This is a genomic window from Streptomyces sp. WAC 01529 (genome assembly GCF_003945545.1).
GTDB classification, from domain to species: Bacteria; Actinomycetota; Actinomycetes; order Streptomycetales; family Streptomycetaceae; genus Streptomyces; species Streptomyces anatolicus.
Map to the genome: position 1 here is coordinate 4,286,953 of NZ_CP029617.1, position 23,079 is coordinate 4,310,031.

At 70.5% G+C, this 23,079-nt stretch carries 18 protein-coding genes; 9 read left to right on the forward strand and 9 right to left on the reverse strand.

What is annotated here, in order from left to right:
* Positions 1–108: 108 nt before the first annotated feature.
* The 5 genes from DMA15_RS19355 to DMA15_RS19375 all read right to left on the reverse strand — a co-directional run bounded on the left by DMA15_RS19355 (position 109) and on the right by DMA15_RS19375 (position 8,806).
* Positions 109–1,557 carry an FG-GAP-like repeat-containing protein gene (locus DMA15_RS19355; protein WP_125514054.1) on the reverse strand — a complete coding sequence of 483 codons (1,449 nt, stop codon included), beginning with the start codon at positions 1,555–1,557 and terminating at the stop codon, positions 109–111.
* A gap of 106 nt (positions 1,558–1,663) precedes the next feature.
* On the reverse strand, positions 1,664–3,145 hold the full coding sequence (locus DMA15_RS19360; RefSeq protein WP_125514055.1) for an FG-GAP repeat protein: 1,482 nt from the start codon (positions 3,143–3,145) through the stop codon (positions 1,664–1,666).
* Between the two features lie 250 nt (positions 3,146–3,395).
* Positions 3,396–4,853, reverse strand: coding sequence for an FG-GAP and VCBS repeat-containing protein (locus DMA15_RS19365; RefSeq protein ID WP_125514056.1), 1,458 nt, complete (start codon positions 4,851–4,853; stop codon positions 3,396–3,398).
* A 56-nt stretch (positions 4,854–4,909) separates the two neighbouring features.
* Entirely contained in the window at positions 4,910–6,304 is a 1,395-nt protein-coding gene (locus tag DMA15_RS19370) for an FG-GAP-like repeat-containing protein (RefSeq protein ID WP_125514057.1), read from the reverse strand.
* Between the two features lie 234 nt (positions 6,305–6,538).
* Positions 6,539–8,806 (reverse strand): (Fe-S)-binding protein, encoded by a 2,268-nt coding sequence (locus DMA15_RS19375; protein ID WP_125514058.1) that lies wholly within the window; start codon positions 8,804–8,806, stop codon positions 6,539–6,541.
* 356 nt (positions 8,807–9,162) lie between these two features.
* Here DMA15_RS19375 and dnaK point away from each other — a divergent pair, with 356 nt between their 5' ends.
* From dnaK to DMA15_RS19400, 5 genes are all read left to right on the forward strand, one after another.
* The gene (gene dnaK, locus DMA15_RS19380) at positions 9,163–11,025 is read left to right on the forward strand and encodes a molecular chaperone DnaK (protein ID WP_125514059.1); all 1,863 of its coding nucleotides are present in this window, start codon (positions 9,163–9,165) and stop codon (positions 11,023–11,025) included.
* Positions 11,025–11,756: a nucleotide exchange factor GrpE gene (grpE, locus tag DMA15_RS19385; RefSeq protein ID WP_125514060.1), complete on the forward strand. Its 732-nt coding sequence runs from the start codon at positions 11,025–11,027 to the stop codon at positions 11,754–11,756. The genes dnaK and grpE overlap by 1 nt, the downstream gene beginning before the upstream one ends.
* Before the next feature lie 33 nt (positions 11,757–11,789).
* Positions 11,790–12,983 (forward strand): molecular chaperone DnaJ, encoded by a 1,194-nt coding sequence (gene dnaJ, locus DMA15_RS19390; protein WP_125514061.1) that lies wholly within the window; start codon positions 11,790–11,792, stop codon positions 12,981–12,983.
* Position 12,984: 1 nt separating this feature from the next.
* Positions 12,985–13,446 carry a helix-turn-helix domain-containing protein gene (locus DMA15_RS19395; RefSeq protein ID WP_125514062.1) on the forward strand — a complete coding sequence of 154 codons (462 nt, stop codon included), beginning with the start codon at positions 12,985–12,987 and terminating at the stop codon, positions 13,444–13,446.
* Positions 13,447–13,568: 122 nt separating this feature from the next.
* Positions 13,569–14,117: a hypothetical protein gene (locus DMA15_RS19400; RefSeq protein WP_125514063.1), complete on the forward strand. Its 549-nt coding sequence runs from the start codon at positions 13,569–13,571 to the stop codon at positions 14,115–14,117.
* Here the strand turns inward: DMA15_RS19400 and DMA15_RS19405 are convergent.
* Both DMA15_RS19405 and DMA15_RS19410 read right to left on the reverse strand, forming a co-directional pair.
* Positions 14,080–15,054: a helix-turn-helix transcriptional regulator gene (locus DMA15_RS19405; protein ID WP_125514064.1), complete on the reverse strand. Its 975-nt coding sequence runs from the start codon at positions 15,052–15,054 to the stop codon at positions 14,080–14,082. The two genes, DMA15_RS19400 and DMA15_RS19405, sit on opposite strands and share 38 nt — an antisense overlap.
* A gap of 210 nt (positions 15,055–15,264) precedes the next feature.
* Entirely contained in the window at positions 15,265–16,254 is a 990-nt protein-coding gene (locus DMA15_RS19410) for a helix-turn-helix transcriptional regulator (protein WP_125514065.1), read from the reverse strand.
* A 340-nt stretch (positions 16,255–16,594) separates the two neighbouring features.
* Between DMA15_RS19410 and DMA15_RS19415 the strand changes: the two genes are divergently transcribed.
* Positions 16,595–16,954, forward strand: coding sequence for a hypothetical protein (locus DMA15_RS19415; RefSeq protein WP_125514066.1), 360 nt, complete (start codon positions 16,595–16,597; stop codon positions 16,952–16,954).
* A 127-nt stretch (positions 16,955–17,081) separates the two neighbouring features.
* Here DMA15_RS19415 and DMA15_RS19420 read toward each other — a convergent pair whose 3' ends face one another.
* Positions 17,082–17,531 (reverse strand): pyridoxamine 5'-phosphate oxidase family protein, encoded by a 450-nt coding sequence (locus DMA15_RS19420; RefSeq protein ID WP_125514067.1) that lies wholly within the window; start codon positions 17,529–17,531, stop codon positions 17,082–17,084.
* A gap of 136 nt (positions 17,532–17,667) precedes the next feature.
* Here DMA15_RS19420 and clpB point away from each other — a divergent pair, with 136 nt between their 5' ends.
* Together clpB and DMA15_RS19430 are read left to right on the forward strand one after the other, a co-directional pair.
* The gene (gene clpB / locus DMA15_RS19425) at positions 17,668–20,277 is read left to right on the forward strand and encodes an ATP-dependent chaperone ClpB (RefSeq protein ID WP_125514068.1); all 2,610 of its coding nucleotides are present in this window, start codon (positions 17,668–17,670) and stop codon (positions 20,275–20,277) included.
* Positions 20,278–20,530: 253 nt separating this feature from the next.
* Entirely contained in the window at positions 20,531–21,070 is a 540-nt protein-coding gene (locus DMA15_RS19430; RefSeq protein WP_062774584.1) for a YbjN domain-containing protein, read from the forward strand.
* 72 nt (positions 21,071–21,142) lie between these two features.
* Here DMA15_RS19430 and DMA15_RS19435 read toward each other — a convergent pair whose 3' ends face one another.
* Positions 21,143–22,333: a pyridoxal phosphate-dependent aminotransferase gene (locus tag DMA15_RS19435; RefSeq protein ID WP_125514069.1), complete on the reverse strand. Its 1,191-nt coding sequence runs from the start codon at positions 22,331–22,333 to the stop codon at positions 21,143–21,145.
* Positions 22,334–22,472: 139 nt separating this feature from the next.
* Here DMA15_RS19435 and DMA15_RS19440 point away from each other — a divergent pair, with 139 nt between their 5' ends.
* The gene (locus DMA15_RS19440; protein WP_125514070.1) at positions 22,473–22,745 is read left to right on the forward strand and encodes a hypothetical protein; all 273 of its coding nucleotides are present in this window, start codon (positions 22,473–22,475) and stop codon (positions 22,743–22,745) included.
* Positions 22,746–23,079: the final 334 nt, after the last annotated feature.

The following is a 23,079-nucleotide window of genomic DNA, read 5'->3' on the forward strand; positions in this document are numbered from 1 at the left end:
GGGAGGAGAGCGGCTTTGCGGCCGACCTGTGACAACCCCTAGGGGGAACCCTGAGCCCACCCCTCAAGCGCCTCAGCTGCCCCAAGCGTCGCAGTAGACCCAACCGCCTCAGCGGCTCAGGACCGCTCCATACGCGTACGGGTGCGAAGACGCGGGCAGGCCGAGGGAGTTGGGGGTGACGACCGTGCCGCCCGCGGTGACGGAGGGCAGGTTCCAGACGCCGCCCGCCGAGGCGTTCTCGCCGGGGGCCGCGGCCGCGAGGTCCGGGCGGCCGTCGCCGTTGTGGTCGGCGGTGGCGAGCGCCGCGCCGAAGGTGTCGCCCCGCTCGGCGACGCCGCGGATACCGGGGGAGTTCTGCTGGTACGAGACCGCCCTCGCCGCCCCCGAGGCGTCGAGGATGCCCTTCGTACCGCCCTTGAGGACCGTGAGGGCGCCCGCGCGTGACGCGCTGCCGATCGCCTCGCCGGGGGCGCCCGCGATCAGGTCGTCCTTGCCGTCGGCGTCTATGTCCGCGACGGCGAGGGCGTTGCCGAAGTCGTCACCCGTCTCGGCGACCCCGGGGACGCCCGGCGTGTCCTGGTTGAGGGTCTGGCCCTGCCAGATCGGCTCGTCGCCGCCCCCGTAGTGGATGTGGATGCCGCCGCCCTTGGCGCGCTCCTCGGGGCCGCACGGGTCGTCGATGTTCTCGTCGGCGATCTCGCGGCAGTTGCCGAGGGCCAGGTCGTCGAGGCCGTCGCCGTTGAAGTCGCCCACGGCCAGCGCGTTGGCGGCGCTGTTGTCGCTGCTCCAGGCGAGGCCGAAGCGGGCCTCGTCCTTGCTGTAGCGGTAGAGCTGGACGTGGGACTGGGTGTGGGGCTGGTTCTGCGTGTAGTAGGCCACGGCCACTTCGGGGCGGCCGTCGGAGTTGAAGTCGCCGGTCGTCAGGACGGGGGCGCGGCCGCCCATGGGGTAGGTCATCACGGGCTCGGTCCGGGCCGCGTACGGGTTGAGGTTGGCGACGACCTTGTCCTTGGCGCCGATCGCCAGATCGACGTCCGTGTCGCCGGTGAAGTCGGCGGCGGCCAGGGACATGCCGTACGCGTCGGAGGCCTTCTCGCCGCGGGCGGCCGTGTTGGCCTGGGCGAAGCCGTCGCCGGTGCCGTAGAGGACGGTGACCGAGCCCGCGTCGGCCTTGGCGTCGATGTCCTCGCCCGGGGCGCCGATGACGAGGTCGGCGTACTTGTCGTCGTCCACGTACGCGGTGGTGACCGCCGCGCCGAAGCGGTCGCCCGCCTCGGGGGTGCCGGGGACCTCGGCGGTGGCCTGCGTGATGCGGCGCACGCCGTTGCCGCCCGGACCGTTCTCGCCGCCGAAGACGACGCTCACGTAACCGGCCTTCGCCTTGCCGTCGACGGTGCCGGAGGGCACGCCGACGGCGAGGTCCGCGTAGCCGTCGCCGTTGAAGTCCTCGGCGTGCTCGGCGGGGGCGCCGGGGGCGGCGGACGCCGTGGTGGCGGGGAGGGTGAGCAGGCCGGTCGCGGTCAGGGACGCGGCGAGGAGAAGGGTGCGTACGCGCACGGGGACTCCGGGGAGTGGGAGGGCGGGCCCGCACTCGGGCCCGGGGGACGGGAGGGCGGGCCCGCGCTCGCGAGCGCGGGCCCGGCTTTCGGCGGGGCGGGAGGCGTCAGTCCGCGAAGTTGGAGCCGAGGCGCGGCGTGCCCGCGCTCGAGACGCCCACCGTGGAGGGGTAGACGCCGGACGTGCCCGAGAGCGTGCCGTCCGCCTGGGAGTCCAGGAGGTAGTAGGCGCCGTTCTCGCTGTTCTCGCCGGACGCGCCGACCGCGAGGTCCCCGCGCCCGTCGCCGTTCAGGTCGTCGACGTGGACGTCCGAGCCGAAGAAGTCGTTCTTCTCGTCGGAGTTGGGGACGCCCGGGGTGTTCTGGCTCAGCAGCACCGCGTTCTTGGTGGAGAGGCCGGAACCGTCCGCGGCGCCGTAGAGGACCGTGACGGAGCCCGCGTCGCCGACGCCGTCCAGGTTCTCGCCGGGGGTGCCCACGACCAGGTCGAGGCGGCCGTCGCCGTTGATGTCCCCGAGCTCCAGCTCGGCGCCGAACGCGTCGCCGGTCTCGCCGCTGCCGGGCACGCCCTCGGTGTCCTGGGTGATGACCTGGCTGCCGCCGTACGGGCCGGTGGACTTGCCCTTCACGACGTACACGGTGCCGCCCTTGTGGGCGCCGTCGATGCCGTCGTCCCAGGTCAGGCCGATGACGATGTCGCCGTAGCCGTCGCCGTCCGTGTCGCCGACATCGGTGATGGTGCCGCCGGGGAGCCGCTGCACGCCGGCCGTGGTGACGCCGTTCGCGCTGCCGGGCAGCCACAGGTTCGCGTTGTCGCCGCCTGCGACGGAGAAGCCGTCGACGATCAGGTCGTCCTTGCCGTCGCCGTTGACGTCACCGGAGTGCAGGTTGAGGGGGCCCGCGCCCTCGCCGCTGTGGATGGGCGGCGTCACGGTGTAGTGGCGGCCGGTGCCGCCCGCGCGGGTGAAGCCGCCTTCGTAGACGTCGAGGGTGGCGGAGCCCGAGCGGGAGCCGATGACGAGGTCGTCCTTGCCGTCGCCGTCGAAGTCGCCCGCCTCGATGGGCGCGCCGAAGAAGTCGTGCTTGGTGGGGCGCGGGTCCTTCACCGTGGTGCCGCCGGACAGGCCGTTCTTCGAGCCCCACAGGATCTGTACGGTGCCGCCGTCGGCGTCCGAGCCGACGTCCTCGCCGATCGCGGAGACCGCGAGGTCGTCGTATCCGTCGCGGTTGAAGTCGCCGAACGCGATGTCGCTGCCGAAGTGGTCGTTCTTCTCGGCGTCGCCGGGCACGCCCGCGCTGTTCTGGCTGTACGAGAGGTGGCGCCGCTCGGCACCGCCGTACGTCACGGCGACCTGGCCCGCTTCGGCCTTGCCGGAGACGGTGGCGCCCGTGGCGGCGGTGGCGAGGTCCGCGACGCCGTCGCCGTTGAAGTCGGCTTCGTCCGGCTGGGTGGCGGGGGCCGGCGCGGCGGTGGCGGTGGCCGCCGTGGCGGTGAGCAGTCCACCGGAGAGCGCGGCCGCGACGGCCGTCGCCGCGGCGAGGCGTATGCGTCCGGGTCTGGTGGTGGTGGTGCGCTTGTGCTGGGCCATGCGGTTCTCCTGCGGCATGCGGGGATGGGGCGTTCACCGGGCGTTGGCCTTGGTGTCACGCCGTGGTCGGCGAAGGGGAGACCGCCGGGGGGCCTCAAGGGTTGTACGGGAATGGGGAGTTGGAGAGCGGGAACGCCGGACGGGCTGGATCTCTCCAGCCCGTCCGGCGTTTGAGGACGAACTCGGCGAAGCCGGTGATTCACCGGCCAACCAAAGGCACCGCCCGCCGATCAAAGACACCGCCCAAGGCCTACCGGCCAAGCACCGCCCCGTAGGCCACGCTGCCCGAAAGCCCCAGCTTGCCCGGCGTCACCGAGGTGACCGGCGGGTTCGGGCCGTCCTTCGGGGTCGCGGCGTACCAGACGCCGCCCTTGCCGTCCTCGCCCGGCGCGCCCACCGCGATGTCCGGGTAGGTGTCGCCGTTGTAGTCACCGGTGGTGACGGCCGCGCCGAGCCGGTCGTCGGCCTCCGCGTTGCCCGCCACGCCCGTGGAGTTCTGGCTGAAGGAGGGGCCGACGAGGTGCTTGCCGGTGCCGAGCGAGGCGAGGACCGAGTAGGAACCGGCGTTCTTGGCGGTGCCGACGGCCTCGGTGTCGGCGCCTACGATCAGCTCGTCGATGCCGTCCTTGTCGACGTTGGCGGTCGCCAGGTGCGCGCCGAAGTTGTCGTCGGCCTCCGCGGTGCCGCCGACCTGCGGGCTGTCCTGCGTGGTGCAGGAGGAGCCGCCGTCGCCGAACGCGCCGCCCTTCTTGCCGTAGACGGTGAGGACGGCGCCGCCGAGGCGGTCCTCGCAGGCGGTGCTCTCGGACTCGGGGTTGGGCTGGACGTGTCCGATGGCGAGGTCGTCGGTGCCGTCGCCGTCGAAGTCACCGGCGGCCAGGGCGGAGTAGGTGGTGTCGCCGCTGGACCACGCCGTCTTCCACGCGCCGGACGCCCGGCTCAGCACCTCGGTGCCGCTGATCTCCATGCCGTCGTACGCCAGGGCGATGTCGTCGCCGCCGTCGCCGTCGAAGTCACCGCTGGTCACGACGGTCGGCCCGGCGAAGTGCCAGCCCTGGATGCGGGAGAGCGTGGCGGGTGAGCCCGAGGTGAACGGGCCCGGCCGCATCGAGAGCGAGCTGGTCTCGTCGGAGTGGGTGTTGAGGGCGATGTCCTTGTCGCCGTCCTTGTCGAAGTCGCCGGTGGTGAGGGCCGCCCCGTACCCGCGGGCTTCGTTCTCTCCTCCGGAGGCCGCGGTGAAGCCGCCATTGAAGCCGCTCGCGGAGCCCCACACGATCGTGACGGTGCCCGCGTTCAGGGCGGCGTCGATGTCCTCGCCGGGGGCGCCGACGACCAGGTCCGCGTAACCGTCGCCGTTCATGTCGTTCGAGTCGACGGCCCTGCCGAACTTGTCGCCCGCCTCGGCGGTGCCGGGCACACCCGTGGTGGCCTGGCTGACCGTGGCCGAGCCGTGCTTGCCGAGGCCGGACGCGCCGCCCCAGACGACGTTGACGTATCCGGCACCGGCCTTGCCGCCGACCGTCGCGCCGGGCACGCCGACCGCGAGGTCCGCGTAGCCGTCGCCGTTGTAGTCGGCGCGGAGCTTGGAGGGCTCGACGGCGGAGGCGCCGCCCGCCGTCAGGCCCGTGAGGGCGAGGGCCGTGGCGGCGCAGAGGGCGCCCGCCGCGATGAGCCTGTTCCGTGCGGGCTTCCGCACGTGCTGAGTCACTGAGATGTCTCCAACTGGGTTAAAGGGAAGGCAAGTCGCCCCGCAGGCGGGGAAGGTCAGCGCAGGGTGTGTCCGAAGCGCGCGTCCACGCCCCCGACGCCGAAGTCCCTGCCGTTGAAGGAGGTCGCGTAGGACGAGGTCAGGCCGGTCGCCGTGCCGCGCAGGGACCAGACGGCGCCGACGTCCCGGGTCGTGTCGATGTCCTCGTCGGTGGCGCCGGTGGCCAGGTCCGCCCTGCCGTTCTTGTTGATGTCCTTGAGGCGTACGGACGTACCGAAGTGGTCACCCGGCTCCGCGACGCCCGGTACGCCCGAGGTCTCCTGGTGCCAGGACTTGCCGGAGGTGAAAGCGCCTCCGGAGGACTTCAGGAGCGTCACAGCGCCCGCGCCCGCGACCGTGCCGACGGTCTCGCCGGGCGCGCCCACCGCGAGGTCGGCCAGGCCGTCGCCGGTCACGTCGCCCGCGGAGAGGGAGGCGCCGAAGCCGTCGCCGCTCTCGTCGGTGCCGGGCACGCCCGTGCTGTCCTGGTGGTACGTCGTCGGGGCGCCGAACTTCTGGTCGCCGCCGAGCCGCACGGTGACCGAACCGCCCTTGCCGCCATGGGCGTTCCGGGAATTGCCGGTGATCAGGTCGGCGTAGCCGTCGCCGTTGACGTCACCGGCGGTGGCCGCGTCGCGGGTGGCGGTGGGGTCGTCGCCCTCGCCGAGGATCTCGGCCCGGTAGCCGTAGTCGCCCGCGCCGCCGTTCATGTGGGCGGTCCAGGCGCCGCCGTCCGCGCGCTCGCCGTACAGGACGAGGCTGATGCCGTCCGCCTGCTTGAAGTTGCCGGCGACCATGCCGTCGAGGCGGGTGCCCTCGGGGATGAAGTCGACCTCCAGGCCGAGCGGGCGCTCGAATTCGTTCCCGTCGCTGTAGTACCACCAGTTGTCGCCGCTGACCACGGCGAGCTGCTGGCTTCCGTCGCCGTCGAAGTCGGTCCAGACGGTGGCCTCGCCGAAGCGGCCCGCGGTGTCGGCAGGGGAGTTCACGACGCGGCCGCCGTCGTGGAAGCCGTTCTTGCCGCCCCAGATGATGGTGACCGCGCCGGACGGCCTGCCGTCGACCTTCTCGCCGGGGGCGCCGACGACGAGGTCGGCGTAGCCGTCGCGGTTCACGTCGCCCGTGGTGACGTTCTCGCCGAACTCGTCCTCGGGCTCGGTCACGCCGGGCACCTGGAGGGAGTTCTGGGTGAGGGTCGTCGCCTGGTTGGCGGCGAGCCCGGACGCCGAACCGAAGGTCACGGTGACGGAGTTGGTGCGCGGCGAGCCGATCGCGAGGTCGCGGTAGCCGTCGCCGTTGAAGTCGTCCTTGAGCACGGAGGCGGCGCTCGCCGAACCGGCCAGCGGCAACGTCAGCCCCGCGGCGGCGAGGGCCGCGACGGTGGCGGTGACGGCCAGGTTTCTTGCACGCACGTGGTACTCCCGGAACTGGGGGACTCTGGGTGGAGCTGGGCTTCCGGGTGTGTGACTCGTGAGGTGTACGAAGGGTTGTGCGAAGGGAAAGGCGCGGTGTCCTCGCGGGGCCGCTTGAGGCACGCGAAGGCTGGCCCGCATGCCCGGCCCCGTATGCGAAATACCGGCCCCGCATACGAAAAGGCCGGCCCCGCCCAGAGAGGGCGGAACCGGCCTTTTACCGTACCGGGACCCCTACTTGACCGGCTCCGGCTCCGGCGTGTCCACCGACTCCTCGTCGCCCGCCGGATCGGCAGGCGTCTTCACGGAGTCGAGCAGCAGCTGCGCCACGTCGACGACCTGGAGCGATTCCTTCGCCTGGCCGTCGTTCTTCTTGCCGTTGACCGAGTCGGTGAGCATGACGAGGCAGAACGGGCACGCGGTGGAGACGATGTCGGGATTGAGGGAGAGCGCCTCGTCGACCCGCTCCGTGTTGATCCGCTTGCCGATCCGCTCCTCCATCCACATCCGGGCACCACCGGCGCCGCAGCAGAAGCCGCGCTCCTTGTGGCGGTGCATCTCCTGCTGGCGCAGGCCCGGGACGGCGGACATGATCTCGCGCGGGGGCGTGTAGACCTTGTTGTGACGGCCCAGGTAGCAGGGGTCGTGGTACGTGATCAGACCCTCGACCGGCGTAACCGGGATCAGCTTGCCCTCGTCGATCAGGTGCTGGAGCAGCTGCGTGTGGTGGATGACCTCGAACTCGCCGCCCAGCTGGGGGTACTCGTTCGCGATGGTGTTGAAGCAGTGCGGACAGGTCGCGACGATCTTCTTCGCCGACTTCGGCTTACGCGTCGACTCGTCCTCATCGTCCTCGCCGTACGCCATGTTCAGCATCGCGACGTTCTCCTGGCCGAGCTGCTGGAAGAGCGGCTCGTTGCCCAGGCGCCGGGCGGAGTCACCGGTGCACTTCTCGTCGCCGCCCATGATCGCGAACTTGACGCCCGCGATGTGCAGCAGCTCGGCGAAGGCCTTGGTGGTCTTCTTGGCCCGGTCCTCCAGGGCGCCCGCGCAGCCGACCCAGTAGAGGTAGTCGACCTCGGTGAGGTCCTCCACGTCCTTGCCGACGATCGGGACCTCGAAGTCGACCTCCTTGGTCCACTCCACGCGCTGCTTCTTGGCGAGCCCCCAGGGGTTGCCCTTCTTCTCCAGGTTCTTGAGCATCGTGCCCGCCTCGGACGGGAACGCGCTCTCGATCATCACCTGGTAGCGGCGCATGTCGACGATGTGGTCGATGTGCTCGATGTCGACCGGGCACTGCTCGACGCAGGCGCCGCAGGTGGTGCAGGACCACAGGACGTCGGGGTCGATGACGCCGTTCTCTTCGCGGGTGCCGATGAGCGGCCGCTCGGCCTCCGCGAGAGCGGCGGCGGGGACGTCGGCGAGCTGCTCGGCCGACGCCTTCTCCTCGCCCTCCATGGTCTTGCCGCCGCCCGCGAGCAGGTAGGGCGCCTTGGCGTGCGCGTGGTCGCGCAGCGACATGATGAGGAGCTTGGGGGAGAGCGGCTTGCCCGTGTTCCAGGCGGGGCACTGCGACTGGCAGCGGCCGCACTCCGTGCACGTGGAGAAGTCCAGCAGGCCCTTCCAGGAGAACTGCTCGACCTGGGAGACGCCGAAGGTGTCGTCCTCGCCCGGGTCCTCCCAGTCGATGGCCTTGCCGCCGCTGGTCATCGGCTGCAGCTCACCCAGCGTGGTGGAGCCGTCCGCGTCCCGCTTGAACCAGATGTTCGGGAAGGCGAGGAAGCGGTGCCAGGCCACGCCCATGTCGGTCTTCAGGGAGACCGTGATCATCCAGATGAACGAGGTCGCGATCTTCAGGCCCGCGAAGAAGTACGTGAGGTTCTGGAGCGTGGAGACGTCCAGGCCCTCAAGGGCCGAGACCAGGGGGTACGAGATGAAGAACGAGGCCTCGTAGCCGTCCACGTGGTGCTGGGCGCCCTCAAGGGCGTGCAGCATGAAGATGCAGACGCCGACGATGAGGATGACGGTCTCGACGAAGTACGCCTGGCCGGTGTTCGATCCGGCGAAGCGGGACTTGCGGCCGGGCTTGCCGGGACGGTTCAGCTGCCGGATGACGATCAGCGTCGCGATGCCGAGCACGGTCATCGTGCCGAGGAACTCGACGAAGACGTTGTACGGCGCCCACTCGCCGATGATCGGCAGCATCCAGTCGGCCTTGAAGAGCTGGCCGATGGCGTTGACGATCGTCAGCAGCAGCGAGAAGAACCCCACCGCCACGAACCAGTGCGCGACACCGACGACGCCCCACCGGTTCATGCGCGTATGGCCGAGGAACTCCTTGACCACGGTGAGCGTGCGCTGGACGGGGTAGTCGGTCCGGGTTCCGGCGGGCACGGGCTGGCCGAGCCGCATGAACTTGTAGATCTGCACGATGGCACGGCCGAACAGCGCTACGCCGACCACGATTAGGACCAGCGACACGATGATCGCGGCGAGTTGCATTTGGGGGCTCCTCGGGCCTGCGAGGCGAACTATTACTAAGCGGTAACTTATGCAGTCCGTCTGAGACTACCCACTTACTCCGCCGCACTGTAGCCAGCAACCCGGTGATCTGCGTCGCTCAGGCAACCCTTCGCGGCTAGATCACCGGGTGACATGAGCGCCCCGTCAGGGGCGCGGGGAACGGCGCGAGCAACCCAACGAGACCCGCAGCCGACCGTGAAGCCCCGGGAGGCCCACCTTGCGCGTAAGCACGCGATAAGAGTTGAGCCCCCCAGACTCACATCTGTTGACGCCAGCGCAGCGCTCATGCATGCTTGAGCCAGATCCACTCAAGAAGTACCTCTGGAGGAACCGAAATGGCACGTGCGGTCGGCATCGACCTGGGCACGACTAACTCCGTCGTCAGCGTTCTCGAAGGCGGCGAGCCCACCGTCATCACCAACGCCGAAGGCGCCAGGACCACGCCGTCCGTCGTCGCCTTCGCGAAGAACGGCGAGGTGCTCGTCGGCGAGGTCGCCAAGCGCCAGGCGGTCACGAACGTCGACAGGACCATCCGGTCGGTCAAGCGCCACATGGGCACCGACTGGAAGGTGGACATCGACGACAAGGGGTTCAACCCCCAGCAGATCTCCGCGTTCATCCTCCAGAAGCTGAAGCGTGACGCCGAGGCGTACCTGGGCGAGAAGGTCGCCGACGCGGTCATCACCGTCCCGGCGTACTTCAACGACTCGGAGCGCCAGGCCACCAAGGAGGCCGGCGAGATCGCGGGCCTGAACGTCCTGCGCATCGTCAACGAGCCCACCGCCGCCGCCCTGGCCTACGGCCTGGACAAGGACGACCAGACCATTCTCGTCTTCGACCTCGGCGGCGGCACCTTCGACGTCTCGCTGCTCGAGATCGGCGACGGCGTCGTCGAGGTGAAGGCGACCAACGGCGACAACCACCTCGGTGGTGACGACTGGGACCAGCGCGTCGTCGACTACCTGGTCAAGCAGTTCAACAACGGCCACGGCGTGGACCTCTCCAAGGACAAGATGGCGCTCCAGCGCCTGCGCGAGGCGGCCGAGAAGGCCAAGATCGAGCTGTCCTCCTCCACGGAGACCACGATCAACCTCCCGTACATCACGGCCTCCGCCGAGGGCCCGCTGCACCTGGACGAGAAGCTCACGCGCGCCCAGTTCCAGCAGCTCACGTCCGACCTCCTGGAGCGCTGCAAGACGCCGTTCCACAACGTCATCAAGGACGCGGGCATCCAGCTCTCCGAGATCGACCACGTCGTTCTCGTCGGTGGCTCCACCCGCATGCCCGCCGTCGCCGAGCTGGTCAAGGAGCTGACCGGCGGCAAGGACGCGAACAAGGGCGTGAACCCGGACGAGGTCGTCGCCATCGGCGCCTCGCTCCAGGCCGGTGTCCTCAAGGGTGAGGTCAAGGACGTACTGCTCCTCGACGTGACCCCGCTGTCGCTTGGCATCGAGACCAAGGGCGGCATCATGACCAAGCTCATCGAGCGCAACACGACCATCCCGACCAAGCGGTCGGAGATCTTCACGACGGCCGAGGACAACCAGCCGTCGGTGCAGATCCAGGTCTACCAGGGCGAGCGCGAGATCGCGGCGTACAACAAGAAGCTCGGCATGTTCGAGCTGACGGGCCTGCCCCCGGCCCCGCGCGGCGTCCCGCAGATCGAGGTCTCCTTCGACATCGACGCCAACGGCATCATGCACGTGACCGCGAAGGACCTGGGCACGGGCAAGGAGCAGAAGATGACCGTCACCGGCGGCTCCTCGCTGCCGAAGGACGAGGTCGACCGCATGCGCCAGGAGGCCGAGAAGTACGCGGACGAGGACCACGCCCGCCGCGAGGCCGCCGAGTCCCGCAACCAGGGCGAGCAGCTCGTCTACCAGACCGAGAAGTTCCTCAAGGACAACGAGGACAAGGTCCCCGGTGACGTGAAGACCGAGGTCGAGGAAGCCGTCACCGAGCTGAAGGAGAAGCTCAAGGGCGAGGACACGGCCGAGATCCGCACCGCCACCGAGAAGGTCGCCGCCGTCTCGCAGAAGCTGGGCCAGGCCATGTACGCCGACGCCCAGGGCGCGCAGGCGGCCGGTGCCGAGGGCGCGGCCCCCGGCGGCGAGCAGGCCAAGGAGGACGACGGAGTCGTCGACGCCGAGATCGTCGACGACGAGAAGCCCGGAGACGCGAAGGGTGGCGCCGCCTGATGACCGAGGAGACCCCGGGCTTCGGCGAGAACGCCGAGAAGCCTGACGTCCCCTCCGGCGCCACCCCTGATGACGCGGCGCCGAAGGCCGCCGAGCCCTCCACCGAGGAGGGCCCGGCGGCCCCGGCCGGGGACGCAGACAGCAAGACGTCCGCCCAGGACTCGAGCCTGGTCGGCCTGACCGCCCAGCTGGACCAGGCCCGCACCGCGCTCAACGAGCGCACGGCGGACCTCCAGCGGCTGCAGGCCGAGTATCAGAACTACCGCCGCAGGGTGGAGCGGGACAAGGTGGCGGTGAAGGAGATCGCCTCGGCGAACCTCCTCTCCGAGCTGCTGCCGACCCTCGACGACATCGGCCGCGCCCGTGAACACGGCGAGCTGGTCGGTGGCTTCAAGTCGGTCGCCGAGGCGCTGGAGACGGTCGTCGCCAAGATGGGCCTCCAGCAGTTCGGCAAGGAGGGCGAGCCCTTCGACCCGACGATCCACGAGGCCCTGATGCACAGCTACGCACCGGACGTCACCGAGACGACGTGCGTCGCGATCCTGCAGCCGGGGTACCGCATCGGCGAGCGCACCATCCGCCCCGCGCGGGTGGCCGTCGCCGAGCCGCAGCCCGGCGCGCAGACCGTCAAGGGCGACGAGGCCTCCGACGACTCCGAGGCCGCCACGGCTCCCGCGGAGGGCTCGGAAGGCTCGGACGAGAAGGAGACCGGTGGCCCGGACAAGGGCTGACGGCTACGACATGAGTGAGGAGGGACGTCGAGGATGAGCACCAAGGACTTCATCGAGAAGGACTACTACAAGGTCCTCGGCGTCCCCAAGGACGCCACCGAAGCCGAGATCAAGAAGGCGTACCGGAAGCTCGCCCGCGAGAACCACCCGGACGCCAACACGGGCAACGTCAAGGCGGAGGAGCGCTTCAAGGAGATCTCCGAGGCGAACGACATCCTCGGGGACCCCAAGAAGCGCAAGGAGTACGACGAAGCGCGTGCTCTCTTCGGCAACGGCGGATTCCGGCAGGGCCCCGGAGGCGGCGGCGGTTCGTTCAACTTCGACCTGGGCGACCTCTTCGGAGGCGGCGCCCCGGGCGGTGGTGGAGCGGCCGGCGGCGGCTTCGGGGGCGGTCTCGGTGACGTCTTCGGGGGCCTGTTCAACCGCGGCGGCGCGGGTGCCGGTTCGGGCACGCGTACGCAGCCGAGGCGCGGCCAGGACATCGAGTCCGAGGTCACGCTGAGCTTCACGGAGGCGGTGGACGGCGCGACGGTGCCGTTGCGCATGTCCTCCCAGGCCGCCTGCAAGGCCTGTTCCGGCACCGGCGACAAGAACGGCACGCCGCGCGTGTGCCCGACCTGCGTCGGCACGGGCCAGGTCTCGCGGGGCGGTGGCGGCGGTTTCTCGCTGACCGACCCGTGCGTGGACTGCAAGGGCCGGGGCCTGATCGCCCAGGACCCGTGCGAGGTCTGCGCCGGTTCGGGGCGCGCGAAGTCGTCCCGCACCATGCAGGTGCGGATCCCGGCGGGGGTGAGCGACGGCCAGCGGATCAGGCTCCGCGGCAAGGGCGCACCCGGCGAGCGGGGCGGCCCGGCCGGTGACCTCTACGTGGTGGTGCACGTCGACGCCCACCCGGTCTTCGGCCGCAAGGGCGACAACCTCACGGTCACGGTTCCGGTGACGTACCCCGAGGCGGCGCTGGGCGGCGAGGTCAAGGTCCCGACCCTGGGCGGACCCGCCGTCACCCTGAAGCTGCCCGCGGGCACGCCCAACGGCCGTACGATGCGGGCCCGCGGAAAGGGCGCCCTCCGCAAGGACGGCACCCGGGGCGACCTGCTGGTGACGGTCGAGGTGACCGTGCCGACGTCGCTGAGCGACGGGGCGAAGGAAGCCCTGGAGTCCTACCGCGAGGCGACCGCGGGCGACGACCCGCGGGCAGAACTGTTCCAGGCCGCGAAGGGAGCATGAGATGGACGGCCGTCGTCGACAGTCCGGTTTCAGTAGGGCGTACCAACTCACCGACGAGACGCCGGTGTACGTCATCTCGGTGGCCGCACAGCTGAGCGGCCTCCACCCGCAGACCCTGCGTCAGTACGACCGCCTCGGCCTGGTCTCCCCGGACCGCACCGCGGGCCGCGGCCGACGCTACTCCGCCCGCGACATCGAACTGCTGCGCACCGTGCAGCAGTTGTCGCAGGAGGAGGGGATCAACCTCGCCGGCATCAAGCGCATCATCGAGCTGGAGAACCAGGTCGCCGCGCTCCAGTCCCGCGTCGCGGAGCTGTCCGCGGCCGTGGAGGGAGCGGCCGCCGCCATGCAGCAGCGCGAGGCGGCGGTGCACGCCTCGTACCGCCGCGACCTGGTCCCGTACCAGGACGTGCAGCAGGCGAGCGCGCTGGTGGTGTGGCGTCCCAAGAGGGCGACGGAGTAGCTCGGCGATCTCTGTGCGCGAAGCCCGTCGGGGCCGGGAGGTGGGAACCTCCCGGCCCCGACGCGCGTTGCGTCTGACGACCTGAAGTGATTGTCGGTGCTGGGGGAAGTGGGTAGTTCGGCATGGCCATGGTGGGACTGTTCTGGATCGCCGAGGGGGACGTGTACGTGGGGGCGAAGCCGTCCGGCCTCGCCCCCGGGGTGCGCCTGACGCCGGAAGGCGTGGTGGCCCTAGGCGACAAGCAGTCGGCGTTCTGGCCCTGGGAGGACGTCCACTCGCTGACCATCGACGACGTCCCGGTGAAGTCCCTCAAGCGTCGGCTTGGCGCGGCCGTCGACATGGTCCTGACGGTCGGCCTGGGCGGCACGGACGGGGCCCCCACGATGACCGTCCGCGTGGGCGGCCCCGACGGCGCCGAGACGGAACTGACGGCTTACACGGCGGCGGCGGTCGGCTACTCCGCCACGGAGTACGACCTCTCCCGAACCCTTCTGGCCGGTCTCACCCAGGGCGCGGGCACCCTCCTGACGACGCTGACGGCGATGGCGGAGTGGGGGCGGCGGCACGAGGGCGGCTCGCCCCGGGCGGCCGCGCGGGAGGCGCTGCTGCGGGAGTGGCTGGCGGTGGCGGACGCTACTGAGCCCGGTCGAGGAGGCCTGAGCGGCCGATGAGGTAGCCGAGTTGGGCGCGGCTCTCGCTGCCGAGGGTGGCGGCGAGTTTGGCTATGTGGACGCGGGCGGTGCGGATGTTCATGCCCAGGCGGTCGGCTATCTCGGCGTCGGTGTGGCCCTCGACGAGGAGGCCGGCTATGGCGCGCTGGCGGGGGGTGACGCCGCCCTCGGAGATCTGCGGGGCGGCCTGGGGCCACATGGGGGTGGCCAGGCGCCACAGGCGCCAGAAGGTGGTGGCGAAGTAGGCGACGAGGGCCGGGTGGCGCAGCTCCAGGGCGATGCTGCGGTCCTTGCTCGCCGGGATGAACGCCACGGTCCGGTCGAACACGAAGAGGCGGTCGGTCACCTCGTCCAGGGTGCGGGCCTCGGCGTCGCCGTCGAGCTGTTCGAAGTAGGCGAGCACGGGCAGGGAATGGCGCGTCGTGTGCTGGTAGAGGGTCCGCATCCGGCAGCCCCGGCTGAGGATCCCCTGGTCCCGGGGGAAGGCCTCGGCCAGCGTCTCGGGCGGGCGGGTGCCGCCGGGCTGGATGGCGAGGAACTCCTCGGTGACGTCGTTCATGGCGCGGTCGATGGCCGAGTTGATGCGCTCGACGCCGTCGAGGACGGTGATCGCGGGGGGCTCGGTGGCGGGGGACAGCCGCGCGTCGAGAGCGATGAGCGGCGCGACCGCCGCGGTCAGCCGTGCCTCGCGGGCGCGCTCGTCGCTGATGTGGTCCTCGATGGCGCGCAGCAGGCGGGGCAGGGCGGTGGCGGGGGTGCTGGGGCGCAGCCAGCGCATGTCGTCGAGGTCGGGGTGGAGGAGGCCGAAGTCGATGAGGCAGGGGGTGCGGGCGGCGTCCTTGCTGGGGATCCTGCCGGTGTGGAGGGCGCGGGCGTACACGGCGAGGCCGGCTTCGCACAGCTCTTCCACCGCGTGGGGCGCGTGCTGGTCGGCCATGCGGGCTCCCTCCTGCTTGGTTGAAGCGACGCGATTCTATGCAGGCGGGTGCCCGGTCGGCGGGCGTGCAGTGTGTGAAGTGTCTACTTCACACACCATCGACGCACCCGGACCCGGATCAGCCGCTTCAGGGCTCCCGGCGGAGAATTCCCGGCCGCCCGGTCCCGGCGTCCGTCGGCTCGTCCGGGCCGTGCGGGTGGGCCCGCGTGGTCACTTGGAGCGGTCCTGGTCCAGGATCCCCGACTGGGCGATGAGGTAGCCGAGCTGGGCGCGGCTGCCGCTGCCGAGGGCCGCGGCGATCTTGGCGATGTGGGCGCGGCAGGTGCGGACGTTCATGCCGAGGCGGCGGGCGATGGCCTCGTCGACGTGGCCCTCGACCAGGAGCCTGGCTATGGAGCGCTGGACGCCGGTGATGCCGTCCGTGGGCGGGTCGTAGGGAGCCTCCTCCAGGAGGGGGGCGGCCCGCTGCCACAACTGCTCGAAGACCTTGGCCAGGTACTCGACCAGGCCCGGGTGGCGCAGTTCCAGGGCTATTTGACGGTCGTCGCGGGCGGGGATGAAGGCGACGGTGCGGTCGAAGATCATCAGTCGTTCGATGAGTTCCTCGAGCGTGCGCACCTCGACCTTGCCCTGCCTCATGTACTCCGCGTAGGCGATGGTGCCCTGGCTGTGCCTGGCGGTGTGCTGGTAGAGCGTGCGCATGGTGATGCCCCGCTCGATGATGCCCTGACTCCGTTTCACCGCCTCGGTGAGGATGGCCTCGCTGCGTCCGCCGCCCGGCTGGACCGTCAGGATCTCCGACTTGCACTCGGCCGTGGCGATGCCGATGGCCGCGTTGATGCGGGTGACGCCCTCCAGAACCGTGATCGCGTGGACCGAGGGGCGGTCCTGGGCGCTGATGGCCATGAATGGCTCGAAAACATCGGTCAACTCGACCGCGAGGGCCCTGCGCTCCTGAATCTCGCGTTCCAGAGGCCTGAGGCGCTGCGCGAGGACGGAGGTGGGTGGAACTGGGCGAAGCCAGTCCGCGTCATCCGGATCGGGATCCAGGAGAGCGAACTCCATCAGACAGGGAGCGGCTTCCGCTTCGGCCCGGCCGATGCGTCCGGTGCGCAGCGCGCTGGCGTAAAGCCTCTTGCCCTCGTCGCATAGTTCGGCCATGGAGTGTGGATGTGCCCGAATTGGGCTGTTCGTTGTCATTGCTCCACCCCCCAGGGTCCTGAACGTGCAGGAACATGATGCATCGCTTCTGTGGTGTTCGCATGGCTGAATGAGCCATCGTCATGGAAGGCCGGGGGAGAGTCGCGATGGAAGTGAGGACGAAGCCCGCTATGTGCATGGGAATGCTTCGCTCGGTGCTTGTCGGTGCCTTCTCTGTTGGGTTGGCCGTCACCGCGTTCAGCGGTCTTGGGGTGAGCTCGGATTACGAGTCCACGGCCGTGGATGTCTCGACACCCGATGTGAGGCCACTGGACATCATCTGGAACTCGACTCCAGGCGACATAATTTGGGATTCTGGCTCGAAGGGAGCGGTCAGGTCATGAGTACTCCCCCCGACGACCGCACCTTCCGCCGAGAAATGGCCACCGCCTACCGCTCCGGTTGGCACTTCATCGATCTCGTGACCGCGATCCCCCATCGCGGCGACTCGCTGATGGTGACCCTGCTCGGTGAGCCGATCGTCGTCACGCGGGACGACGAGGAGGAGATCCGGGCCTACCGGTGCCTCCGCCGACCGCGAGGCGCGCCCCAGCCCGTGCGCTGTGCCGTGCGGTACGGGATGGTCTTCGTCAATCTCGACCGGCGCGACCACCAGCTCGTCGGAGAGCAGGAGCAGCAGGACCCCGGGGCGATGTCGAACGCCCCGGACAGCATCACAGCCACCCCCCGCAGTGCCTGACGCGATTCCCCCGTCGTTGTAAATCGCGCAGGCGCTTCCCCCAGCAGCGGCGCCACCGTGGACCTGAACACGGTGGCGCCGCTGTGGTGTGTGCGGGTGGTGTGTGCAAGGGGTGCGGGCGGAAGGCCTACGCCTTGCCCAGCGCCCGCGTCACCGCGATCTCGATGAGCACCCGGTCCGGGTTGGGCGAGGGGCGCCGCCCGTAGCGCGCCTCGTAGCGCAGCTCCGCCGCCTCGATCTCCGCCGGTTCCGTGCGGATCGTCGCGTGCCCCTCCAGCGTCGCCCAGCGCCGGCCCTCGAACTGGCAGACCGCCACCCGCGCCCCGGGGTCGTCCGTCACGCCCGTCGCCAGGAGGATGTGGACGACCTTGCGGCTCGTCTTGCGCGCGAGCACGCGGGCGGTGCCGGTCTCCGGGTCGTACGTCACGCCGACCGGGACCACGTGCGGGGTGCCGTCCGGGCGCAGTGTGGTCAAGGTGCACAGGTGCCGTTCGCGCCAGAAGCTGAGGTAGGGCTCCGGTGGATCGCGCGGGTCGATCCGGGGGACCCGGGGGGCGGCAGCGGGGTTTGCGCTCATGGGTACGGAACATAGCCGCCCCGCCTCCCCAAAGTTTCCTTGAGTGGAATAGACTCAACTTTGTGTACGTTGATCTAGTCAGAGTCACTCGTTGACTCAGAGTCACTCGTTGACGCCGTAAGGAGGGCACGCGCACGTGGACGCAGAGCTGACCAACAGGAGCCGGGCCGCCATCAACGCGGCAGGCGACCGGGCCGTACATGACGGGCACCCCGATCTGACGCCCGCGCATCTGCTGCTCGCACTCCTTGAGGGGGAGGGCCGGCAGGAGAGCGCGAACATCACCGACCTCCTCGCCGCCGTCGAGGCCGACCAGGCGGCCGTGCGCGCGGACGCCGAGCGGATCCTCGCCGCGCTGCCCAGCGTGACCGGCTCCACCGTCGCGCCGCCGCAGCCCAACCGCGAGCTGCTCGCCGTCATCGCCGACGCCGACCGGCGCGCGAAGGAGCTGGGCGACGAGTACCTCTCCACCGAGCACCTGCTCATCGGCATCGCCGCCAAGGGCGGCCAGGCCGGGGAGGCCCTCGCCAGGCACGGGGCCACCGACAAGAAGCTGCTGAAGGCATTCGAGACGACAAGGGGAGGGCGCCGGGTGACCACACCCGACCCCGAGGGTCAGTACAAGGCGCTGGAGAAATTCGGCACCGACTTCACCGCCGCGGCCCGCGAAGGGCGGCTCGACCCCGTCATCGGGCGGGACCAGGAGATCCGGCGGGTCGTCCAGGTGCTCTCCCGGCGCACGAAGAACAATCCCGTGCTCATCGGCGAGCCCGGCGTCGGCAAGACCGCCGTCGTGGAAGGCCTCGCGCAGCGGATCGTGAAGGGGGACGTCCCCGAGTCGCTGAAGAACAAGCGGCTCGTCTCCCTCGACCTCGGCGCGATGGTCGCGGGCGCCAAATACCGCGGCGAGTTCGAGGAGCGCCTCAAGACCGTCCTCTCCGAGATCAAGGAGAGCGACGGCCAGATCATCACCTTCATCGACGAGCTGCACACCGTCGTGGGCGCGGGCGCCGGAGGCGACTCGGCCATGGACGCGGGCAACATGCTCAAGCCCATGCTCGCCCGCGGCGAGCTGCGCATGGTCGGCGCCACCACCCTCGACGAGTACCGCGAGCGGATCGAGAAGGACCCCGCCCTGGAGCGCCGCTTCCAGCAGGTGCTCGTCGCCGAGCCCTCCGTCGAGGACTCGATCGCGATCCTCCGCGGCCTCAAGGGGCGGTACGAGGCCCACCACAAGGTCCAGATCGCCGACAGCGCGCTCGTGGCGGCCGCCGCGCTCTCCGACCGGTACATCACCTCCCGCTTCCTGCCCGACAAGGCCATCGACCTCGTCGACGAGGCCGCCTCCCGGCTGCGCATGGAGATCGACTCGTCCCCGGTCGAGATCGACGAACTCCAGCGCGCCGTCGACCGGCTCAAGATGGAGGAGCTGGCGCTCAGCAAGGAGACGGATCCGGCCAGCAAGCAGCGCCTGGAGAAGCTGCGGCGCGACCTCGCCGACAAGGAGGAGGAGCTGCGCGGCCTCACCGCCCGCTGGGAGAAGGAGAAGCAGTCCCTCAACCGCGTCGGTGAGCTGAAGGAAAAGCTCGACGACCTGCGCGGCCAGGCCGAGCGCGCGCAGCGCGACGGCGACTTCGACACCGCGTCCAAGCTGCTCTACGGCGAGATCCCGACCCTGGAGCGCGACCTCGAAGCCGCCTCCGAGGCCGAGGAGGAGGCCGTCCAGTCCCAGGACACGATGGTCAAGGACGAGGTGGGCCCGGACGACATCGCCGATGTGGTGGGGGCGTGGACCGGCATCCCCGCCGGGCGCCTCCTGGAGGGCGAGACGCAGAAGCTGCTGCGCATGGAGGACGAGCTGGGCAAGCGGCTCATCGGGCAGGGCGAGGCCGTGCGCGCCGTCTCCGACGCCGTGCGCCGCACCCGCGCCGGGATCGCCGACCCCGACCGGCCGACCGGCTCCTTCCTCTTCCTCGGGCCCACCGGCGTCGGCAAGACCGAGCTGGCCAAGGCCCTCGCGGACTTCCTCTTCGACGACGAGCGGGCCATGGTCCGCATCGACATGAGCGAGTACGGCGAGAAGCACAGCGTCGCCCGCCTCGTCGGCGCCCCGCCCGGTTACGTCGGCTACGAGGAGGGCGGCCAGCTGACGGAGGCGGTGCGGCGGCGCCCGTACTCGGTCGTCCTCCTCGACGAGGTCGAGAAGGCGCACCCGGAGGTCTTCGACGTCCTGCTCCAGGTCCTCGACGACGGGCGCCTCACCGACGGGCAGGGGCGGACGGTGGACTTCCGCAACACCATCCTGGTCCTCACCTCCAACTTGGGCAGCCAGTACCTGGTCGAGCCGCTGACGAGCGAGGAGGAGAAGAAGCAGCAGGTCCTGGAGGTCGTGCGGGCCTCCTTCAAGCCGGAGTTCCTCAACCGGCTCGACGACCTCGTCGTCTTCTCCGCGCTCACCAAGGACGAGCTGGCGCGCATCGCGCGGCTCCAGATCGACCGGCTCGCCAAGCGGCTCGCCGAGCGCAGGCTCACGCTGGACGTCAGCGCCGAGGCGCTGGACTGGCTGGCCCTTGAGGGCAACGACCCGGCGTACGGGGCGAGGCCGCTGCGGCGGCTCATCCAGACGGCCATCGGTGACAGGCTCGCGAAGGAGATCCTCGCGGGTGAGGTGAAGGACGGTGACACGGTCCGCGTGGACCGCGCGGGGGACGGCCTCCTGGTAGGCCCTGCGGGCAAGTCGCTGTAGCGGCCTCGCGTCTGCCCCGGTCTGTCGTTCGCCGGGTGCGGCGGGTCTGTTGGTTGCTCGCGCAGTTCCCCGCGCCCCTACGGGGCACGACCCCGTCCGGAGCGCCCCGTCAGGGGCGCGGGGAACTGCGCGACCAGCCACACGCTGTCCGCAGACGGCGAACGGCGGAAACACGGCAGACGAGCAGCCGGGCTTGCCCCGGGGGGCCCACCCTGGGAGAGGATGGGCCCATCCATACGAAGGGACAAAGCACGTGAGCATCGACCCGTCCTCGATTCCGAATTTCGGGGGACAGCCCGAACCGCAGCAGGGCGCAGGACCGGCGGGCCCCGTCGTCCCCGACCAGGACCTCGTCAAGCAGCTCCTGGACCAGATGGAGCTGAAGCACGTCGTCGACGACGAGGGTGACCTCGCGGCGCCGTGGGAGGAGTTCCGTACGTACTTCATGTTCCGCGGCGAGGACGACCAGCAGGTCTTCTCGGTGCGGACGTTCTACGACCGGCCCCACCAGATCGAGCAGAAGCAGCAGCTTCTGGAGTCGATCGACGACTGGAACCGCCGCACGCTGTGGCCCAAGGTCTACAGCCACACGCACGACGACGGCACGGTCCGCCTCATCGGCGAGGCCCAGATGCTGATCGGCACCGGAGTCTCCCTGGAGCACTTCGTGTCGTCGACCGTCAGCTGGGTGCGCGCCGCGATCGAGTTCGACCGCTGGCTCGTCGAGCAGCTGGGCCTGGAGTCCGAGGTCGACTCCGCCGAGGGCGAGAAGCCGGGTGACGACGAGGCCTGAGGGCCCGTACGCACGCGAGAGCCCGGCCGGGCGTGACACCCCGGCCGGGCTCTCGGCGTACCGGCGGCCGCCTCAGCCCGCCAGCGCCTTGAGGCGAGCCACCGCCTCCTCCAGGACAGACGTCCGCTTGCAGAAGGCGAACCGGACAAAGGGCGCGCCCTCGTCGCGGTGGTCGTAGAAGACCGCGTTCGGGATGGCGACGACCCCGGCCCGCTCCGGCAGCGCGCGGCAGAACGCGAAGCCGTCGCTCTCCCCCAGCGGGCGGATGTCGGTCGTGACGAAGTACGTGCCGGCCGGGCGGTAGACGTCGAAGCCCGCCGCCGTCAGGCCCTCGCACAGCAGGTCCCGCTTGGCCCGCAGGTCCGCGCGGAAGTCGGCGAAGAAGGAGCCGGGCAGGGCCAGCGCCTCCGCGATCGCGTACTGGAAGGGGCCCGAGGAGACGTACGTGAGGAACTGCTTCGCCGAGCGGACCGCGGCGACCAGCTCCGGCGCGGCGGTCAGCCAGCCGACCTTCCAGCCCGTGAACGAGAACGTCTTGCCCGCGGAGCCGATGGTGACCGTGCGCTCGCGCATGCCGGGGAAGGAGGCGAGCGGGATGTGCTCGGCACCGTCGAAGACCAGGTGCTCGTAGACCTCGTCGGTGACGACGAGCAGGTCGCGCTCGACCGCGAGCCGCGCGATCTCGGTCAGCTCGGCGCGGGTGAGGACCGTGCCGGTCGGGTTGTGCGGGGTGTTGAGGAGGAGCAGCCGGGTGCGCGGCGTGATCGCGTCGCGCAGCTCGTCCAGGTCGAGGCGGAAGCGGCCGTCCGCGGGGCGCAGGGTGACCGGGACGCGGGTGCCGCCCGCCAGCGCGATCGAGGCGGCGTACGAGTCGTAGTAGGGCTCCAGCGCGATGACCTCGTCGCCCGGTTCCACGAGGGCGAGCAGCGAGGCCGCGATCGCCTCGGTCGCGCCCGCCGTGACGAGGACCTCGCGGTCGGGGTCGTAGGAGAGGGCGTAACGGGCGAGCTGGTGCCCGGCGATCGCCGCACGCAGCTCGGGGACGCCCGGGCCCGGCGGGTACTGGTTGCCGCGGCCGTCGCGCAGCGCGCGCACCGCGGCCTCGCGGACGGAGTCGGGTCCGTCGGTGTCCGGGAAGCCCTGGCCCAGGTTGATCGCGCCCGTGGAGACCGCGAGCGCGGACATCTCGGCGAAGATCGTCGTACCGAACTCGGTGAGGCGGCGGTTGAGCAGCGGGCGCCCGCTCCCGGAAGTGGAGGTCATGGCGGTCATCCTGCGCCGAACCTCTGGACTTCCTCAACTCTGCTTTGGGCCGTCCCGCAGGGGGGCATCCCCCTGTCACGCAAGCAGCGGGGCCCACGGGGGGACCGCGCTTCGGGGGAACGGAAGGAGCGTGGTGGTCATGTTCGTGGCCTTCATCTTCGCCGCGGTGATCATCTTCGCCGTCGTCGCGGCGGCCAATGTCGGGCACAACCGCAGTCGCCGCCGTGGGGGCCGGCGCTCGGGCACCGCCGCCGGCACGGCGGGCGGCGGCAGTTGGTGGGCCGGGGGCGGCGACAGCGGCGGCGGTTCCTCGTGCGGGGGCGGCGGCTCCTCGTGCGGCAGCAGTTCGTCGTGCGGGAGCAGCAGCAGCTCCTCGTGCGGTGGCGGGGGCGGATGCGGCGGAGGCAGCTGACACGGGGCAGCTGGTCCACCGATTCCAGTGAGCGCCCGGCGGGGAGACAACTCCCGCCGGGCGCTCCGACGTTGATTGCGGCATTGAACAGTTGAACTGTGGAGCCCCCAGGGGGATGGAAACCCTACGAAGTTGGGTAAAAACGCTGTGGCACTGTCGCCGACCATGATTCCCTCTTAACCGCCAGTACCGCCCTCGGACGTCCGTCACGGGTTTGCCGGACCGAAGTCTGGAGACCTGCAAGTGACGAGCTCGTGGGCACGAGCCGGTATTCCGACCGCCCGGTGCCCGTATCCGGGTGCGTCGGCCCCACCTCCATTGCGTGTTAGCGGAG

Excerpts from the sequence above, each read along its gene's own strand:
- DMA15_RS19360 (WP_125514055.1), bottom strand. The coding sequence starts at position 3,145 with ATGGCCCAGCACAAGCGCACCACCACCACCAGACCCGGACGCATACGC.
- DMA15_RS19375 (WP_125514058.1), bottom strand. The coding sequence starts at position 8,806 with ATGCAACTCGCCGCGATCATCGTGTCGCTGGTCCTAATCGTGGTCGGC.
- dnaK (WP_125514059.1), top strand. The coding sequence starts at position 9,163 with ATGGCACGTGCGGTCGGCATCGACCTGGGCACGACTAACTCCGTCGTC.
- grpE (WP_125514060.1), top strand. The coding sequence starts at position 11,025 with ATGACCGAGGAGACCCCGGGCTTCGGCGAGAACGCCGAGAAGCCTGAC.
- dnaJ (WP_125514061.1), top strand. The coding sequence starts at position 11,790 with ATGAGCACCAAGGACTTCATCGAGAAGGACTACTACAAGGTCCTCGGC.
- DMA15_RS19395 (WP_125514062.1), top strand. The coding sequence starts at position 12,985 with ATGGACGGCCGTCGTCGACAGTCCGGTTTCAGTAGGGCGTACCAACTC.
- DMA15_RS19400 (WP_125514063.1), top strand. The coding sequence starts at position 13,569 with ATGGCCATGGTGGGACTGTTCTGGATCGCCGAGGGGGACGTGTACGTG.
- DMA15_RS19405 (WP_125514064.1), bottom strand. The coding sequence starts at position 15,054 with ATGGCCGACCAGCACGCGCCCCACGCGGTGGAAGAGCTGTGCGAAGCC.
- DMA15_RS19410 (WP_125514065.1), bottom strand. The coding sequence starts at position 16,254 with ATGACAACGAACAGCCCAATTCGGGCACATCCACACTCCATGGCCGAA.
- DMA15_RS19415 (WP_125514066.1), top strand. The coding sequence starts at position 16,595 with ATGAGTACTCCCCCCGACGACCGCACCTTCCGCCGAGAAATGGCCACC.
- DMA15_RS19420 (WP_125514067.1), bottom strand. The coding sequence starts at position 17,531 with ATGAGCGCAAACCCCGCTGCCGCCCCCCGGGTCCCCCGGATCGACCCG.
- DMA15_RS19435 (WP_125514069.1), bottom strand. The coding sequence starts at position 22,333 with ATGACCTCCACTTCCGGGAGCGGGCGCCCGCTGCTCAACCGCCGCCTC.
- DMA15_RS19440 (WP_125514070.1), top strand. The coding sequence starts at position 22,473 with ATGTTCGTGGCCTTCATCTTCGCCGCGGTGATCATCTTCGCCGTCGTC.